This is a genomic window from Novosphingobium chloroacetimidivorans (genome assembly GCF_014204535.1).
Lineage (GTDB): Bacteria > Pseudomonadota > Alphaproteobacteria > Sphingomonadales > Sphingomonadaceae > Novosphingobium > Novosphingobium chloroacetimidivorans.
In genome coordinates, this window is record NZ_JACHLR010000001.1 from 346,785 (window position 1) to 363,397 (window position 16,613).

Sequence of the window (16,613 nt, forward strand, 5' to 3'; positions counted from 1 at the left end):
TATAGACACTTGGCTAACCAGGCAAAACTCACCACTGCCGGCAAGGATTTCGAGTACCCGATCCTGCAGGGCAGCGTCGGTCCCGACGTGATCGACATCCGCAAGCTCTACGCGCAGACGGGCCAGTTCACCTTCGATCCGGGCTTCACCTCGACGGCCGCCTGCGAATCCGCGCTGACCTACATTGATGGCGACGAGGGCGTCCTGCTCCACCGCGGCTATCCGATCGGCCAGTTGGCCGAGCAATCCAGCTTCATGGAAGTGTGCTACCTCCTGCTGAACGGCGAGCTACCCAGCGGCGGCGAGCTGGACGAATTCTCAAGCACCATCACGCGCCACACCATGCTGCACGAGCAGCTCGCGACCTTCTATCGTGGCTTCCGCCGTGATGCGCACCCGATGGCGATCATGTGCGGCGTCGTCGGCGCGCTCTCGGCGTTCTACCATGACAGTACCGACATCGCCGATCCCGAGCACCGCAAGATCAGCTCGCATCGCCTGATCGCCAAGATGCCGACGATCGCGGCAATGGCGTACAAGTACTCGGTGGGTCAGCCGTTCCTCTACCCCGACAACAACCTCAGCTACACCGGCAACTTCCTGCGCATGACCTTCGGCGTGCCGGCGGAAGAGTACGAGGTGATCCCCGCGGTCGAGAAGGCGATGGACCGCATCTTCATCCTTCACGCCGATCACGAGCAGAACGCCTCGACCTCGACCGTGCGCCTTGCCGGATCGTCGGGTGCGAACCCGTTCGCTTGCATCGCCGCAGGCATTGCGTGCCTCTGGGGCCCGGCCCATGGTGGCGCCAATGAAGCGGCGCTCAACATGCTCAAGGAGATCGGCACGCCCGACAAGATCCCGCACTATATCGAGCGGGCGAAGGACAAGAACGACCCGTTCCGCCTGATGGGCTTCGGCCACCGCGTCTACAAGAACTACGACCCGCGCGCGACCGTGATGCAGTCGACCGTGCGCGAGGTGTTCGAGGCGCTCAAGGTCGACGACCCGCTGTTCGAGACCGCGCTGCGGCTTGAGGAGCTGGCGCTGAACGATCCGTACTTCATCGAGAAGAAGCTATTCCCGAACGTGGACTTCTACTCAGGCATCATCCTCTCGGCGATCGGTTTCCCGACGACGATGTTCACCGTGCTCTTCGCACTCGCCCGCACCGTGGGCTGGGTCGCGCAGTGGAACGAGATGATCAGCGATCCCGGCCAGAAGATCGGTCGTCCTCGGCAGCTCTACACCGGTCCAACGCAGCGCGACTACGTGCCGCTCGACAAGCGCTGAGCCTCGCTGCGACGAACATGAAGGGGCTTCGGTGCGAACCGGAGCCCCTTTTTCTATGCGCTGATGCGCCCGAACGGCATGAGCAGCTTGGCAAGGCTTGCTGCCGCCATGCCGTCGCCCTTGCGCAGCTGGACCAGCAAAGTCGCCGCCTGCCGCTGCATCAGGCGGTCGAACGGATTGTTCGCAGAGGCAACAACCGCGGTTTCGGCAAGGCGGCGCGCACCGGCGACGTCACTCGGATCGATCTGAATTCGCTGCAGACTGGCCAGCGCCGGCACGGCAGCATGAGTGCCGCCAAGCGCTATGGCGCGGTTGAGCGCCGCATTGCCGGCAGCCAACCGCGCGCCAAGCACCGTACGCGCCATGAAGGGGCCAAGTTCGATCACGGCAGCAAGGTGCCATCCCGCGAGCGCCAGGTGGGTTTCAGGATTGCGCGGATCGGCGACGACCAGGGCCTCGAACTCGCGCCGCGCAGCGATGACGTCCGCACGGCTGCGCGTAAGCTTGCCGCGGTAGCTGATCGCCAGCGCGCGCTGCAGGCGGGCGTTCTCGTCGCGCGGATCACGCTTGAGCGCCGCATCGGCCGAGGCGAGCGCCTGGCCGATCCGGGCAAGGGCGGCACCCTTGTCGCGCGCGCCGAAGGCGGCATTCACCAGGATATCTCGCGCATTCTCCGCGTGGACCGGGGTGCAGACAACTGCGGAACAAAGGCCCATGATCGCGGCGACATGCTTCATCTTGGCCTTCTCCCCGCATCTGCAGCTGCGGTATGCTAAGCCACTGCAGAACCGAAGCAATACCGAAACGCGCGTCGTCGCATGACGATCTTGCACCATCGAGCGGCCGCATGCCGCCGTGATCGGCTCTCTTAGGAGGATCTTAAGTATCCCTTATCAAGATTGAGGCACATACATTGCGTAAGTGAACATCTTGGGCGCATCAACGGAGCGCCAGGCTTTGCTTGGCGATGAGGCATGCTGATCGGCGCACTTCCGCACGCTGTTCCGGTCCAGGAACAGATGCAACGACAATTGCGTACGGCATGCGTGCGCATGCTGCCCCTCGCCGCTGCGTTCTGCACGGCGTGGGTGGCCGTATTCCTGCTCCTTTCCCAACCTGGCCTGGCTGTGCTGCTTGCCTTCGCGGCTCTGGTACTGAGTGGCTGTTGGATTGTCGCCACGCGCATCTGCCTCTCGACCGGCCTCGTGCTTGCGCAAGCGCTATGCTCGGCGATCACCACGGTGTTCTGCCTCTCGGTCGACCTGCCGAGCCAAGCCGTGCCGCGCACGACCCATGGTTACTTTCTCGTCGTCGCGTTGGTGGGCTACATGGATTATCGGCGCGAGCCCCGCTTTACGGCCGTTGCAATGATCCTGGCCGCGATCTGCGGCTTCGTCGCGTTCTCGAGCTTGCCGCTGCAATTCGGCTTCGCACGGCCCCCTTCCGAGCCGATCCAGATGGTGATCGCGTACATCAACCCGCTTGCGACCGTGTTGCTTTTGGCCGCGTGCCTGTTCTTCGTGCAGCGCCACGCGGCAACGAACAGGAGGGTGGCGCGCGACCTCGCCCACGCTGTCGCAAGAGGCGAGCTGGAGTTGCGGCTTAGCCCTCAGGTCGATCGTTCACGCAGGATAATCGGAGCCGAGGCGGTGCTCGTCTGGAACCGGTCGGAGGGACCGCTCGACGCGGACGTTGTCTCGCTCGTGGCAAGAGAAGCCGGTCTTGTCGGAAAGATCGAAGCCTGGATGCTGTCCGAAGCCGTGCTCACGCTCTCGCGCTGGCAGCTGCGTTCGCACACGTACGATCTGGTCCTCACGGTCGGTCTCAGCGTCGAGAACTTGTGCGCACCTGGTGTCGTGGCCGAGCTGTCCGACACCCTGCGCAAGCATGGCGTGCATGGGCGGTACCTGAGAGTCGATCTGGACGGGCGCGATGTGAGCGCCGGCCTGGCTCCCATCCAGCCGCCGCTGGAACAGCTGCGTGCGCTGGGCGTGTCCGCAAGCTTGAAATTCAGTGCGCGGGATAGCTCCCTGGCAGATCTGGAGCGCCTGCCCCTGCAGCACATCGATCTGGATGCCGAGCTCAGCCGCGACGCGTGCGAGCGCACGAGATCGGCCACTCTGGCGCGCAATATCGTGCAGTTAGCTCAGGCGCTGGATCTGCAAGTCTTGGCCCGAGGCATCGATTGCGAGGCGCAGTTCGACTTCATGCGCGGATGCGGCTGCGATACCTTCCAGGGGCAGCTATTCGGCGAACCGATGTCGCCGCAGTCCTTCGACACACACGTTCACGCACGGGTGGACGAGTTGACCTGGATCGAAGAATCGGCCCACTGAACGGCTGCGTCCGCATGGTGGAACCTTCCGAGACGCCCGCCTCGGAAGGTTCACCACATCAACGCAGCGACACGACGTTGTCCGACACCCGTGGGTCCTTGCGCTCGCCCGTGTAGAGACTGGCCATCGGCTCGTCGGTCACGATCACGCTCTCGCCTTGACCAAAGCCGTTGAACGCCGTGCGCATCGCCGCACCGTAGGCGCCAAGCATGCCGATCTCGATGAAATCGCCCGCCTTGATGTCTGCCGGCAGCTGGAAGGGGCCCTCCATGTAGTCGGCATCATCGCAGGTGGGGCCGTAGAACGCGAAGTCCTCCAGCACCTCGGAACGCGCATCGTTGAGGATCCTGACCGGGAACCGCCAAGCGACGTGGGCGGCATCGTAGAGGGCACCATAGGCGCCATCGTTGATGTAGAGCTCCTTGCCGCGACGCTTCTCGACCTTCACGATCAGCGAGTTGTACTCGGCGCACAGCGCACGGCCGGGCTCGCACCACAGCTCGGCGTTGTAGGCGATCGGCAGCGCCTCGAAATGGCGATGGATGATCGCGAAGTAATCCTCCAGCGGCGGCGGCTCCATGCCCGGGTAGACCGAGGGGAAGCCTCCGCCCACATCGATCATGTCGATGACGACGCCCGCGTCGGCGATCGCTGCACGCACGCGCTCGAGCGCCTGGACATAGGCAAACGGGGTCATCGCCTGGCTGCCGACGTGGAAGCACACGCCCAGCCAGTCTGCCACTTGCCGGGTCTCCTGCAGCAGCGGACCGGCATCGGCGAGGTCGATGCCGAACTTCGAGGCGAGGCTCAGCTCCGAGTATTCGGACGAGACGCGCAGACGCACGCAGAGGCGCAAGTCCGCAGCCGGGTTGCCGGCCTCATCGGCCGTGGCGGCTACGATCTTTTCGAGCTCTTCGCGCGTGTCGAGGCTGAAGGTGCGCACGCCGTGGACGAAGTAGGCTTCGCGGATCGCGCTGGCCGTCTTCACCGGATGCATGAAGCACAGCGTCGCGTTCGGCAGGACACCGCGTACCAGGCGAACCTCGGCAATCGACGCGACATCGTAGTGCGTGATCCCGCCGGCCCACAGGATCGGCAGCAGGTCGGGCGACGGGTTCGCCTTCACCGCATAAAGCGACTTGCCCGGGAACTTCGTAGCGAAGAAACGGGCAGCCCGCTCCGCGGCATGCGGACGGTTGAGGATAACGGGTTCGTCGGGCGAAAGGGCGCGCGCTACAGCCGATGCGTCAAGATGATGGTGCAACTCAAGGGACCCCCAAACGGATGTGTTAGCGAAAAGCTGCCTTGCGGTTTGGAAGTCCCCATGGGGCAGCGGAGGGCGGATATAGGGGGGTAGACCTGAATCGCAAGTGAAAAACTTGGCGCGTCATAAAAGCTTCACAATGCGCGGTCTGAGGCCGCCGAGGTGGCAGATAAATGACGGGAAAACGATCGTCTGCCATGCTTCTCTCCGCGCGCACGTTTTCTCAAATGCGGCGAGTGGACAAACGGATGCATGGCCGTTCTGGTTGCTTGGTGGGACCTCGATCAAAGCCGGATCGAGTTGGGCTTGAGCCGGATAGAGCCCGTAATCCGAAGCGTGGGCCAGGACCTGTTTTACCAGATCGCAAGCTCCTGACATGGCAACGCCAAGCCGGCGACGCCGTCAGCTCAAGCGGTCGCGGAAATCCTCGTAGTCGAAGCGTCGCTTGCACTCGAGCGCGTCGCTTTCCGAATCCCATAGCCAGATCGAAGGCAGCGGCACGCCATTGAAGGTCGTGGTCTTCACCATCGAGTAATGGGCCTGGTCTAGAAAGGCGAACCGTGCCCCCGGCTCGGCGGTGACCGGCAAGGCATAGTCGCCGATGACGTCGCCTGCCAGGCACGACGGGCCACCGAGGCGCACGCGCTCGCCACCGTCGGCGCCGCCGAGTTCATCGTCTGGCGAGGCGCCCTCGCCCAGCATGGCAGGACGGTACGGTGCCTCGATCACGTCGGGCATATGGCACGTTGCCGAGATGTCGGTGATCGCGACGGGCATGCCGTTCCAGCCGGTGTCGAGCACCGTGCCGACCAGGATACCGGCATCGAGCGCGATCGCCTCGCCCGGCTCGATGTAGACCTGCGCGCCGGTGTCCTCGGCAATGTCGGCGAGAAACTCGATCAGTTCCTCGCGCTGGTAGTCAGCCCGAGTGATGTGGTGGCCACCCCCCAAGTTGATCCACTTGAACTGGCCGAAATAAGGCTCGAGAAAGTCGAAGACCTTGTCCCAGGTACGCGCCAGCGGCTCGAAATCCTGCTCGCACAGCGTATGCATGTGGATGCCATCGACCAGATCCATGTGCTCTTCGGTCAACTGGTCGATGGGAAATCCCAGGCGCGAATGCGGTGCGCACGGATCATAGCGCGGCACCTCACCTTCGGCATGCAGGGGATTGATTCGCAAGCCGATGTCGAAGTCCTCACCCGCCGCACGCGCATGCTCGATGATGGGCCACAGCCGTTCGATCTGGCCCGGCGAGTTGAAGATCACGTGATCGGACAAACGCAGGATCTCGGGCAGGTCCTCGGGCTTGTAGGCCGCGCAGTAAGTCGTGATCTCACCGTCGTAGAACTCGGACGCGAGCCGCGCTTCCCACAAGCCCGAGGTGCAGACGCCATCCAGGTACTCGCCCACGATCGGTGCGGTCGACCACATCGAGAAGGCCTTTAGCGCGGCGAGCACCTTGGCACCCGAGCGCTCACCTACGTCCTGCAACACGCGCAAGTTGGCGCGCAACCTGGCAGCGTCCACGACGAAGGCCGGGCTGTCGACCCGGGAGAGGTCGAACTGCGCAAAGGCGCCAGGATCGCCGGCTCTGGTTTCCATCTCAGTATCCCTGACCGAAGGCTGCGGGCTCAATAGCGGTTCACGAGAGCGTCAATCGACGCAGATCGTGTTCACGGCCTTTCCGGACTTGATCTCGGAATAGCAGCCGAACAGGCGATCGTCCGCCTGGCATTGTCCGGCCGTCGCGTCCGTCGCGTTGCCGGTGCTCACGCACTTGCCCTGGCACTGCGAGGTGTCTGTGCACGCCTTGCCCGCATCGGCGAAGGGGCGGACGCAAGCTTCCGCCTGCAGCCGCCCGCGTCGCTCCACGCGACCGCCGGCAGAGGTGCAAGCCGCGCGATCGGTCGCACTCAGCTCACGGGGAAAGAACTGCCCGCCTGCGTCGGGAGCCGGAGCTTGCGTCGGCGTGCAACCCGTCAGGATGAGGCCGCCGAGCGCGGCCATGATCAACCTGTGCATCAGAACGACAGCGGGCCGTCGAGTTCCTCGACCGTCCACGGCAATCCTTGCGTGTTCAGCATGTCCATGAAGGGATCGGGGTCAAGCTGCTCCATGTTGAACACGCCCTCTCCCGACCACTTTCCGGTCAGCAGCATGGCCGCGCCGATCATGGCCGGCACGCCGGTGGTGTAGCTGACCGCCTGGTTGCCCGTCTCGGCGTAAGCCTCCTCGTGATCGCAGATATTCTTGATGTAGAACGTCTTCTCGCCCGAACCGTCCAGCGCTTCTCCGGTGGCGATATCGCCAATGTTCGTCTTGCCCTTGGTGGTCGGGCCAAGCGAGGCGGGTTCGGGCAGCACGGCCTTGAGGAACTGCAGCGGGATGATCTCGACACCGTTGTAGGTGACCGGATCGATCCGCGTCATGCCGACGTTCTGCAGCACGGTGAGGTGCTGGATATAGGCATCGCCGAAGGTCATCCAGAAGCGTGCGCGCTCCAGTTCCGGCAGGAACTTGGCGAGGCTCTCCAGCTCCTCGTGATACATCATGTACATGTTTTTGGGGCCGACGCCCTCGAAGTCGAACTGCTGCTTCACGCCCATCGCCGGCGTTTCGACGAACTGGCCGTTCTCCCAGTGCCGCGCGGGTGCGGTCACCTCGCGGATGTTGATTTCCGGGTTGAAATTGGTCGCGAAGGCCTGGCCGTGATCGCCGCCGTTGCAGTCGAGGATGTCGAGCAGACGGATGGTCTTGAGCTTGTGCTTTTTCAACCACATAGCAAAGACACTTGTTACGCCGGGATCGAAGCCGGAGCCGAGCAGCGCCATCAGGCCCGCGGCTTTGAACTTGTCCTGATAGGCCCATTGCCAATGGTATTCGAACTTGGCCTGGTCGCGCGGCTCGTAGTTCGCGGTGTCGAGGTAATTGGCGCCCGCGGCCAGGCACGCGTCCATGATCGCAAGGTCCTGGTAGGGCAGCGCCAGGTTGACGACGAGCTTGGGGCCGATGCTCTCGATCAGCTTGGTGGTCGCGGCGACATCGTCGGCATCGATCGCGTAAGTCGCGATGGTGACACCCGTGCGCTCCTTGACCGACCGGGCGATGGCTACGCACTTAGACACCGTGCGGCTCGCCAGGTGGATGTCGCTGAAGATATCCGGGTTCATCGCCATCTTGTGGACCGCGACCGAGCCGACGCCACCTGCGCCGATCACCAGAACCTTGCTCACTAGCCAGTCTCCTCCAGCGGTCCAAACCCCGCGAAAGGTGCGCATATAGACCTGCCATGTGACAAGACAACAGCACTGGGCGTAGCTTGCGCGATGGACCTATGACGGCGCCGGCCTTATCGCCGCTCCCATGATGACGAATTCCTCGCGCCAACCCGATCGAGCCGGCGTGCTGCGCGCGGCGGAGAAGATCGCTGCGTTGCTGCCGCCGACCCCGCTCCTGCCGCTGCAGATCGGCGATCGCACCATCTGGTGCAAGGCGGAGAACCTGCAACCGGTCGGCGCCTTCAAGATTCGCGGCGCCTGGCATCGCCTGACCGACCTCGACCAAGCCGAGCGCACTTGCGGCGTGGTCGGCGTGTCCAGCGGCAACCACGCGCAAGGCGTTGCCTGGGCGGCACGTCGGCTCGGCATCGCAGCCACCATCGTCATGCCCGTCGATGCGCCGCGCGTGAAATTGGATGCAACCCGCGCATTGGGAGCTCAGGTCGTGCTGTACGACCGGCCGGGCGGAGAAGATCGCGAGGCTGTCGCGGCGCGCCTGGTGGCCGAGAGCGGCGCCACGCTGGTCCACGCCTTCGCCGATCCGTGGGTGATCGAAGGCCAGGGATCCACCGGCATAGAGATCGCGGCGCAGATGGAGAAGCTCGACGGCGGTGGCCCTGACCTGCTCGTCTGCCCTTGCGGCGGTGGCGGGCTCAGCGCCGGTCTGGCCCTCGCCTGCCCCGACGCGAGCGTCGTGCCCGTGGAGCCCGAAGGATGGGACACCATGAGACGTAGCCTTGCCGCGGGCGAGGTCACGCCGATCGGAGCCGATCCTCCCGCGACTCCGTGCGATTCGCTCCAACCTATGTCGACCAGCGCGATCAATCTGGGCGTGCTGAAGAACCGCGTCAACCTCGTGGCCACGGTCACGCCGGCCGAAGTGCGTGCGGCGCAGCGGCTGGCGTTCTCTCGGCTGCGGCTGGTGGTCGAGCCGGGAGGAGCCGCCGCGCTCGCTGCTGTACTGACTGGAAAGGTCGCGGTGACCGAGCGCACCGCGGTGGTGCTCTCCGGCGGCAACACCGATCCTGCGGCCTTCGCGCAAGTTCTGCTGGGGAGCGACTGATGGACTTCGACGATCAGCTGCGCCGCTACTTCGGCACCGACGACATGAATGCGATCGCACCGGCGGCGCTCGACGCGGGCATCGAGCGCATGGGGGTCGACCTCGGCATGGAGCAGGATCGCGGCCGGCGCTTCGCGCTGTGGACGTTGATGTACCTGCTCGGCGCCGCGCCCGATCTCGACGTGGCGTTCAAGAACGCCGAGGACCGGGACGCCGCCCGCGACTTCATGGACTTGATGGACAAGGCGACGCGCGAGTAGGTCGCGACGCCTCAATCCCGCACGAAAAGGCTCGCCAGCTCCACATGGGTCGACCAGCGAAACTGGCCTACCGGCCGTAGCTCTGCGAGGCGATAGCCGCCGGCGATGAGAAGTCCGGCATCGCGCGCCCAGCTCGACGGATTGCACGAGATGTAGACGACGCGCGCAACGGTGCTCTCGGCGATGCGGCCGACCTGCTCGCGAGCGCCCGCACGGGGCGGATCCAGCAGCACCGCGGCGAAGCGATTCAGCTCGTCGGGCTGGAGCGGATTGCGGAACAAGTCACGATGCAGCGCATGGACCGGCACTTGCGCGCGGCCTGCAGCGAGCTTGCAAGCCAGGTGCGTCTCACGCGCGGCCTCCGCAGCCAGCACCTTGGTGCCTGGACCCGCGAGTGCGAAGGCGAAAGTGCCGAGGCCGGAAAACAAGTCGGCGACCGTCACCGAGCCCGCCAGCCATTCGCGAGCGGCGGCAACCAGCGCTTCCTCGCCGTCGCGAGTTGCTTGCAGGAAGGCGCCCGGCGGCAGTGGCACCGGAACGCCGCCCAAGCGAATGGTGATTGGCTCGGGCTCCCAAACGCCTTCAGGGCCATAGCCTTGGTCGAGCGTGACGCGTGCCAGCGACTGGCGGGCCGCGAAGTCCAGCAGCGCCTCGGTGGGCGCCAGGCCTTCGACCTTCAGCCCCTTGAGGACAAGATCGACGCCCTGCTCGCTCAAGGCCAGATCGACTTCGACCGCCAGCTTGCCCGGCTGTGCGGCCAGCATCCGGCGCAGCGGTGCCACCTGGGCGAAGAGTTCGGGCGCGAGCACATGGCACTCATGCATGTCGACGATGCGGTGCGATCCTGCCTCGCGAAAGCCGAGCGCAATGCGACCGCCGACCCGCTGGGCATGCAGCGAGGCCCGGCGGCGCGTGCGCGGTGGCGAGAGATGCGGCGGGCCGATCAGGTCCGGCTCCAGGCCCTGGCCGGTAGCCGCGTTCGCAACGCGGCTGGCGACGAAATCGGCAAGCGACGGCTCATCGAGTTGCTGGAGCTGGCATCCGCCACAGTTGCCGAAGTGCCGGCATGGCGGGACCGCATGATGGGGGCCCGCCTCCACCGTTCCGTCGACCTGCACACGGTCCCCCGGCGCGGTGAACGCCACGTGGCGGCCCGAGGCGGTGATGCCATCGCCCTTGGCGGCGATGCGGATGATCTCCTCGCCGTCGCTCACAGGCAGGCAGCCATCGCTTGCGGAAGATGGGTCACGAGGTCATCGGCCACGAACGCGGGTCCGGCACGCCGCGCCGCTTCGGCATGAAGCCATACCGCCTGACAGGCCGCTTCGAAGGGATCGCGGGTAACGGCCAGACGCGAGGCGCACAGACCGGCGAGGACATCGCCGGTGCCGGCAGTGGACAGCCAGGTCGATGCGCGCGGCGCGATCCTGGTGGACCCGTCCGGACTTGCGACGATGGTGTCCGGGCCCTTGTAGACAACCACGCTTCCGCTCGTGGCGGCGGCGTGGCGGGCGCGCTCGACCTTGTTGCCCTCGCTCTGCGGAAACATGCGTGCGAACTCACCTTCATGGGGGGTGACGATGGCAGGCGCGGGCTGCCCCGCTCGCCCCTTCTCGCCGATCAGCCAGAGCGCATCGGCATCGGCGACCACCGGAACGCCGCTGCCGAGTGCTGCGCCCAGACTTGACCAGGCCACTTCGTCGCGCCCGAGCCCGGGCCCGATCAACACGGCCCTGGCTTTGGCAAAGTCCGGTTCGCGCGATTGCACGATCGCGTGACTGGCTCGCACCGCCGTGGGCGCAGTGAGCCGCACGTAGCCGCAGCCGCCCCGTGCGCAAGCCTCTGCTGCAAGGCCCGCCGCGCCCGGCATCGCGCCGCCGACAACGACGACGAGCCCGCGCCGGTATTTGTGCGCATCTGCGTCAGGCGCTTGCAATGCCGGTTGGGCGAGGACTCGCGCTGCACCCGGCTGGCAAGTCACGCCGATCTCCACGAGGTGCAACGCGCCCATGCGAACCGTCGAGGGCATGAGAAAGTGCGCATGTTTCCATGCGCCGAGCGCCAATGTCAGGTCGCACGCAGCCAGTCCTTCGTTCAGAAAGGAACCGCTGTCCGCGTCGATGCCACTAGGCACGTCGACAGCGATCGTGCGCCGGTGCGACGCGGCGAGTCGACCGAGCAGCGCGACATGCTCGGGTGCAAGTGGACGCGAGAGGCCGCTGCCGAACAGGCAGTCCACGAAAACATCGCCATGAACATCTGAGTCGCTATCGAGGATCGAACCTGCGAAGAGTTCGCGAGCCTTGCGGGCGGCCTGCGTCCGCGGTTCGCCGGCCGCGACAACCACCGCCTCGCCCCCGCGCTCAAGCAGGCTTTGCGCGATGACATAGCCATCGCCGCCGTTGTTGCCCGGTCCGCACAGCACCGTCACGTGGTGCCGCCCGGCCATGCGCCAGACCCAGTCCGCGGCGCCTCGCCCGGCGAGGTCCATCAGCGCCTCGACGCTGCTGCCCGCGGCGATCAGTTGGTCCTCCGCGGCGCGCATCTGCGCTACCGTGAGGATCTGGTCAGGGCTTGGCATCGGCCGGCTTGGACTTGATCCGGGCGGGGAAGAGGTAGCGATCGTCGGCCACGCTGACGGCCAGCTTGTCGCCCTGGATCGCGGTACGCGCCTGCTCGGAACCATCCGCGACGATAAGGCCGCGGCCGTCGCGCACCACGGCGAAGCGGCGGAATGCGCCATCGGGATGACGCAGGATCAGCGTCAGAGTGCCATCCACATCGGCACGATCGACGGCGCAGCTCTCGCTGAACTCGCTTGCACCAGCAAGCGCGCAGGCGATGCGCTCGCCACCCTCGGCGACCTTCGGCGTCTCTGCCGCCGGGTCCGCCGAGCAGCCGGTCAGCAGCGCGAGTGCGAGGACAGCGACCGCACGCATCAGCCGCGCTTCAGCTGCGACACGTCTCGAACCGCGCCGCGCGCGGCACTGGTCGTCATCGCCGCATAGGCCTGCAGCGCGACCGAGACCTTGCGCGGTCGCGGGTGCAGCGGAGTCCAGGCATGCACGCCCTTGGCTTCCATGGCATCGCGGCGTTGGCGCAGCACCTCGTCCGACACCACGAGGTTGATGGTGCGATTGGGAATGTCGATCTCGATCACGTCGCCGTTCTCGACCAGCCCGATCGCACCGCCTTCCGCCGCCTCGGGCGAAGCGTGACCGATCGATAGTCCCGATGTGCCGCCCGAGAACCGTCCGTCGGTGATCAGCGCGCACGCGGCGCCTAGCCCCTTCGATTTCAGGTAGCTGGTCGGATAGAGCATCTCCTGCATTCCAGGTCCGCCGCGCGGCCCTTCGTAGCGGATCACCACCACGTCGCCGGCCACCACCTGACCGCCGAGAATGCCCGCGACCGCCGCATCCTGGCTTTCGTAGACGCGCGCCGGGCCGGTGAACTTCAGGATCTTCTCGTCGACGCCGGCTGTCTTCACGATACAGCCATCGAGCGCGATGTTGCCCGAAAGCACGGCCAGCCCACCATCCTGGCTGAATGCGTGCTCTGCCGAGCGGATGACCCCACCCTCACGGTCGACGTCCAGGCTCTCCCAGCGGCGCGCCTGGCTGAAGGCGGTCTGGGTCGGCACGCCGCCCGGTGCGGCAGCGTAGAACTCGCGCACGTCGCTCGATGGCTGCAATGCGATATCCCAGCGGGCGATGGCATCGCCGATGGACTTGGAATGCACGGTCGGCAAGTCGCGGTTGATCAGCCCGGCGCGATCGAGCTCGCCCAGGATCGCCATGATTCCGCCGGCGCGGTGAACGTCTTCCATGTGGACGTCGCTCTTGGCGGGTGCGACCTTGGACAGGCACGGCACCTTGCGGCTCAGCCGGTCGATATCGGCCATGGTGAAGTCTATTCCTGCCTCGTGCGCGGCAGCGAGCAGGTGAAGCACGGTGTTGGTCGACCCGCCCATGGCGATGTCGAGGCTCATGGCGTTCTCGAAGGCGCCGAAGCTGGCGACGTTGCGCGGCAGGACGCTTGCATCCTCGCCCTCGTAGTACCGATGGCACAAATCGACGACCACGCGTCCGGCTTCCAGGAACAGCCGCTCGCGATCCGCATGGGTCGCCAGCATCGAGCCGTTGCCCGGCAGCGAGAGGCCCAGCGCCTCGGTCAGGCAGTTCATCGAGTTGGCGGTGAACATGCCCGAGCACGAACCGCACGTCGGGCAGGCCGAGCGCTCGATGGTGGCGACGTCCTCGTCCGAATAGGACTCGTCGGCGGCTGCCACCATGGCGTCCACCAGGTCGAGCGCATGCTCCTTGCCCTTCAGGATGACCTTGCCCGCTTCCATCGGGCCGCCCGAGACGAACACCGCGGGGATGTTCAGCCGCAAGGCCGCCATCAGCATGCCGGGTGTGATCTTGTCGCAGTTGGAGATGCAGACCATGGCGTCGGCACAGTGCGCGTTCACCATGTACTCGACGCTGTCGGCGATCAGGTCGCGGCTGGGCAGCGAATAAAGCATGCCGTCGTGCCCCATGGCGATGCCGTCGTCGACCGCGATGGTGTTGAATTCCTTGGCGACCCCGCCCGCCGCCTCGATCTGGCGCGCGACCAATTGGCCCAGGTCCTTGAGGTGGACGTGGCCCGGCACGAACTGCGTGAAGGAGTTCACCACCGCGATGATGGGCTTGCCGAAATCGGAGTCCTTCATGCCGGTGGCGCGCCAGAGACCCCGAGCGCCCGCCATGTTGCGGCCGTGGGTCGTGGTGCGGGAACGATAGGCAGGCATGGCACGGGCTCCGGGCGTCAGCGCTTATGGGACGAACCCGGCCCTCTACTCCAGCCAGGAGCCCAGTCGAAGCGGAAAATGCCGGGTGCAGCGCAAGCAGGGCGGGGGCGATAGGACGGAATTGCGCAGGACCTCACGCGTTGAGCCCTCAGGTCAGTGCAGTGCAATTGAAAAGCTGGCTCGGCCGTGGCGGCATCGAGGTGAAGCGAGACACGAACCAATGGTATAGATACTATACCGATGGCATTATTGCAGCGAGTAGAAGCGCCACTCGAGAACATTGCTTAACAAGCATTATCCAAACAAGCATTATCCAATTGTGCGGCCGTTGCAATGACACGGCAGGCGGGAGCTAGGACCTAAAGGCAACACGTGAACACCTGTGCTTGGCACATGGTTGTTCTTGTGCGCATGAGGTCCTGCAAAGGAGTTGCTAAAATGGGTTGCTCAAGAAAGACTTACGGCCTGGGCATTGTTGCTCTGGCGCTAGCATTGCCGGTGTCGGCCCAAGCGGGCGGGAACCCCACGCCTTCCGAAAACGCTGCATCCTTCCATTATGACGGACGCGGATCGAACAACGGCCGAGGCAATGCCTATGGATATGGCCATGACAAAGGTCCGAAGCCAGGTAACGGCAACGGTAACGGGCATGATAACGGTCACGGAAATGGCAATGGCAACGGCCACTGCAAGTATGACGAGCGCTGCCACATTAGCCCGGGCTGAGGGTACCGCCCTGTAACTCGTCTCTGAGATCAGACGAGTTGCAGGGTGACGGTTGCGGCGATGGCGGACAGCCGCTCGGCCCAGAGGGCTTCACCTTCGTCCGTGCCGATCTGGTCCTGGCGGATTTCGATGCCGAGATAGGGCCGCCCTAACGCCTCGGCGTGGCGGTTCATCGTCGCGTTGAGGACCTTGCCCGAATAGGGGTGCTGGTCGCCCACGACCAGTCCTTCGGCTTCGAGCAGCGGAATGGCGATGCGCGCCGCCCGGTCGTCCTCGTTGTAGAGCACGCCGACCTGCCACGGCCTTGTCTGCGCGGGATCGCTGGCAAGACGGGGCGTGAAGCTGTGCAAGGACAGGATCAACGCGGGCGGGTTCGCTTCCAGCATTGCGGCCAACGCGGTGTGATAAGGATCGAAGAACCGTTCCAGCCGCGCGGCTCGGGCAGCGGCGGACAATACATTCCCGGGAATGGGGTACCCGTCACTCGTCTCTGGAAAGATGCCTGGTGCATCCGGGTCGCGGTTGAAGTCGCAGACGAGCCGACTGACGTTCGCGAGGAATGCAGCCGTACCCGGCCGCACCATGCGCTCGGCCACGCCGGCAACGCCGATGTCGACGGCGATGTGCTCGCGCAGCAAGTCAGGAGCGATCCCCAACGCGATATCGTCAGGCACGCGGCTGGACGCATGGTCGGCGACCACCAGCACGCCGCCCGCCTGAGGTTCGCCCAACAGCCGGTAAACCTCGGAGAGCCCAGAGTGCTCGGTCAAGGTCAACGCAGTGCGCCTGCCATGAGCCACCAGCCGCCATGATCGCGCGCCAGCTTTGCGGCAGCCTCGTTGCGATCCGAAGCACTCTCGTACAAGGCGAAGCAGGTCGCACCCGAGCCCGACATTCGGGCAAGGATGGGATCCCCTTCTCGCAGCACGTGGAGGATATCCGCGATCTGCGGGCAGAGCGAGATCGCCGGCGCCTCCAGGTCGTTGCGACCATCCAGCGCAACGGTGCGCAATGGCCCGACCGGCATGGCTCCACGGTCGATGCCGTCCCAAGCCTTGAACACCGGCCCGGTCGGCAGGGGCAACCGCGGGTTGACGAGCAGGACGGGCGTGCCTGCCAGATCGTTGTCGACGTCCGTCAGATCGGTGCCGGTGCCGGTGCCGATACACGCTTGCGAGCGGACGCAAGCGGGCACGTCCGCGCCGAGCCTGGAGGCGCGGGCCATCCAGTCTTCCGGGAGGCCATGGGCCTGCTCGACAAGACGGAACACGGCACCCGCGTCCGCCGAGCCGCCGCCAAGGCCCGCGGCCACCGGAAGCTGTTTCTCCAGATCCACGGCCCAGCCTTGCCCATGGGGCAGCGCGGCAAGCGCCTTCGCGACGATGTTGCCGAATGGATCCTCGATGCCGGACGCGAACTCGCCAGTGGTGCTCAGGGTGTCCTGCGAGGCGGAGCGCACGCTCAGCCGATCGCCCTGATCCACGAAAGCGAACAGGGTTTCCAGTTCATGGTACCCATCCTCGCGCCGCCTGCGGACATGCAGCGCGAGGTTGATCTTGGCGTAGGCAGTTTCCGTCAGCACAGGGATTCGACGA

15 protein-coding genes are annotated in these 16,613 nt (G+C 65.4%); 4 read left to right on the forward strand and 11 right to left on the reverse strand.

What is annotated here, in order from left to right:
- Positions 1-9 precede the first annotated feature (9 nt).
- Entirely contained in the window at positions 10-1,293 is a 1,284-nt protein-coding gene (gltA, locus tag HNO88_RS01760) for a citrate synthase (RefSeq protein ID WP_184242139.1), read from the forward strand.
- Between the two features lie 53 nt (positions 1,294-1,346).
- On the opposite strand, the gene HNO88_RS01765 is transcribed toward gltA, so the two are convergent.
- Positions 1,347-2,030: a hypothetical protein gene (locus HNO88_RS01765; RefSeq protein ID WP_246381089.1), complete on the reverse strand. Its 684-nt coding sequence runs from the start codon at positions 2,028-2,030 to the stop codon at positions 1,347-1,349.
- Between the two features lie 237 nt (positions 2,031-2,267).
- Between HNO88_RS01765 and HNO88_RS01770 the strand changes: the two genes are divergently transcribed.
- Positions 2,268-3,629 (forward strand): EAL domain-containing protein, encoded by a 1,362-nt coding sequence (locus tag HNO88_RS01770; protein ID WP_184242141.1) that lies wholly within the window; start codon positions 2,268-2,270, stop codon positions 3,627-3,629.
- 58 nt (positions 3,630-3,687) lie between these two features.
- Here the strand turns inward: HNO88_RS01770 and HNO88_RS01775 are convergent, their stop codons facing one another.
- The 4 genes from HNO88_RS01775 to HNO88_RS01790 all read right to left on the reverse strand — a co-directional run bounded on the left by HNO88_RS01775 (position 3,688) and on the right by HNO88_RS01790 (position 8,129).
- Entirely contained in the window at positions 3,688-4,893 is a 1,206-nt protein-coding gene (locus HNO88_RS01775) for a type III PLP-dependent enzyme domain-containing protein (protein WP_184242143.1), read from the reverse strand.
- 402 nt (positions 4,894-5,295) lie between these two features.
- Positions 5,296-6,498: a carboxynorspermidine decarboxylase gene (locus HNO88_RS01780; protein WP_184242145.1), complete on the reverse strand. Its 1,203-nt coding sequence runs from the start codon at positions 6,496-6,498 to the stop codon at positions 5,296-5,298.
- A gap of 51 nt (positions 6,499-6,549) precedes the next feature.
- The gene (locus HNO88_RS01785) at positions 6,550-6,918 is read right to left on the reverse strand and encodes a hypothetical protein (RefSeq protein ID WP_184242147.1); all 369 of its coding nucleotides are present in this window, start codon (positions 6,916-6,918) and stop codon (positions 6,550-6,552) included.
- Positions 6,918-8,129, reverse strand: coding sequence for a saccharopine dehydrogenase family protein (locus tag HNO88_RS01790; RefSeq protein ID WP_184242149.1), 1,212 nt, complete (start codon positions 8,127-8,129; stop codon positions 6,918-6,920). The genes HNO88_RS01785 and HNO88_RS01790 overlap by 1 nt, the downstream gene beginning before the upstream one ends.
- Positions 8,130-8,259: 130 nt before the next feature.
- On the opposite strand from HNO88_RS01790, the gene HNO88_RS01795 reads away from it, so the two are divergent.
- Both HNO88_RS01795 and HNO88_RS01800 read left to right on the forward strand, forming a co-directional pair.
- Positions 8,260-9,237 carry a threonine ammonia-lyase gene (locus tag HNO88_RS01795; RefSeq protein ID WP_246381090.1) on the forward strand — a complete coding sequence of 326 codons (978 nt, stop codon included), beginning with the start codon at positions 8,260-8,262 and terminating at the stop codon, positions 9,235-9,237.
- A complete protein-coding gene (locus HNO88_RS01800) occupies positions 9,237-9,497 on the forward strand; it encodes a hypothetical protein (RefSeq protein ID WP_184242150.1) in 261 nt (86 codons plus the stop codon). Before HNO88_RS01795 ends, HNO88_RS01800 begins: the two co-directional genes overlap by 1 nt.
- 11 nt (positions 9,498-9,508) lie before the next feature.
- On the opposite strand, the gene HNO88_RS01805 is transcribed toward HNO88_RS01800, so the two are convergent.
- The 6 genes from HNO88_RS01805 to HNO88_RS01830 form a co-directional block, all read right to left on the reverse strand.
- Positions 9,509-10,711: a class I SAM-dependent RNA methyltransferase gene (locus HNO88_RS01805; protein WP_184242152.1), complete on the reverse strand. Its 1,203-nt coding sequence runs from the start codon at positions 10,709-10,711 to the stop codon at positions 9,509-9,511.
- The gene (locus HNO88_RS01810) at positions 10,708-12,078 is read right to left on the reverse strand and encodes an NAD(P)H-hydrate dehydratase (protein ID WP_184242154.1); all 1,371 of its coding nucleotides are present in this window, start codon (positions 12,076-12,078) and stop codon (positions 10,708-10,710) included. The genes HNO88_RS01805 and HNO88_RS01810 overlap by 4 nt, the downstream gene beginning before the upstream one ends.
- Positions 12,065-12,436 carry a hypothetical protein gene (locus tag HNO88_RS01815; protein ID WP_184242156.1) on the reverse strand — a complete coding sequence of 124 codons (372 nt, stop codon included), beginning with the start codon at positions 12,434-12,436 and terminating at the stop codon, positions 12,065-12,067. The genes HNO88_RS01810 and HNO88_RS01815 overlap by 14 nt, the downstream gene beginning before the upstream one ends.
- Positions 12,436-14,292, reverse strand: coding sequence for a dihydroxy-acid dehydratase (gene ilvD, locus HNO88_RS01820; RefSeq protein WP_184242158.1), 1,857 nt, complete (start codon positions 14,290-14,292; stop codon positions 12,436-12,438). Before ilvD ends, HNO88_RS01815 begins: the two co-directional genes overlap by 1 nt.
- 755 nt (positions 14,293-15,047) lie before the next feature.
- Positions 15,048-15,788: an N-formylglutamate amidohydrolase gene (locus HNO88_RS01825; protein ID WP_184242159.1), complete on the reverse strand. Its 741-nt coding sequence runs from the start codon at positions 15,786-15,788 to the stop codon at positions 15,048-15,050.
- Positions 15,789-15,790: 2 nt separating this feature from the next.
- Positions 15,791-16,597: a 4-(cytidine 5'-diphospho)-2-C-methyl-D-erythritol kinase gene (locus tag HNO88_RS01830; protein ID WP_184242411.1), complete on the reverse strand. Its 807-nt coding sequence runs from the start codon at positions 16,595-16,597 to the stop codon at positions 15,791-15,793.
- Positions 16,598-16,613 lie beyond the last annotated feature (16 nt).

Excerpts from the sequence above, each read along its gene's own strand:
- HNO88_RS01765 (WP_246381089.1), bottom strand. The coding sequence starts at position 2,030 with ATGAAGCATGTCGCCGCGATCATGGGCCTTTGTTCCGCAGTTGTCTGC.
- HNO88_RS01770 (WP_184242141.1), top strand. The coding sequence starts at position 2,268 with ATGCTGATCGGCGCACTTCCGCACGCTGTTCCGGTCCAGGAACAGATG.
- HNO88_RS01780 (WP_184242145.1), bottom strand. The coding sequence starts at position 6,498 with ATGGAAACCAGAGCCGGCGATCCTGGCGCCTTTGCGCAGTTCGACCTC.
- HNO88_RS01785 (WP_184242147.1), bottom strand. The coding sequence starts at position 6,918 with ATGCACAGGTTGATCATGGCCGCGCTCGGCGGCCTCATCCTGACGGGT.
- HNO88_RS01795 (WP_246381090.1), top strand. The coding sequence starts at position 8,260 with ATGATGACGAATTCCTCGCGCCAACCCGATCGAGCCGGCGTGCTGCGC.
- HNO88_RS01800 (WP_184242150.1), top strand. The coding sequence starts at position 9,237 with ATGGACTTCGACGATCAGCTGCGCCGCTACTTCGGCACCGACGACATG.
- HNO88_RS01810 (WP_184242154.1), bottom strand. The coding sequence starts at position 12,078 with ATGCCAAGCCCTGACCAGATCCTCACGGTAGCGCAGATGCGCGCCGCG.
- HNO88_RS01815 (WP_184242156.1), bottom strand. The coding sequence starts at position 12,436 with ATGCGTGCGGTCGCTGTCCTCGCACTCGCGCTGCTGACCGGCTGCTCG.
- ilvD (WP_184242158.1), bottom strand. The coding sequence starts at position 14,292 with ATGCCTGCCTATCGTTCCCGCACCACGACCCACGGCCGCAACATGGCG.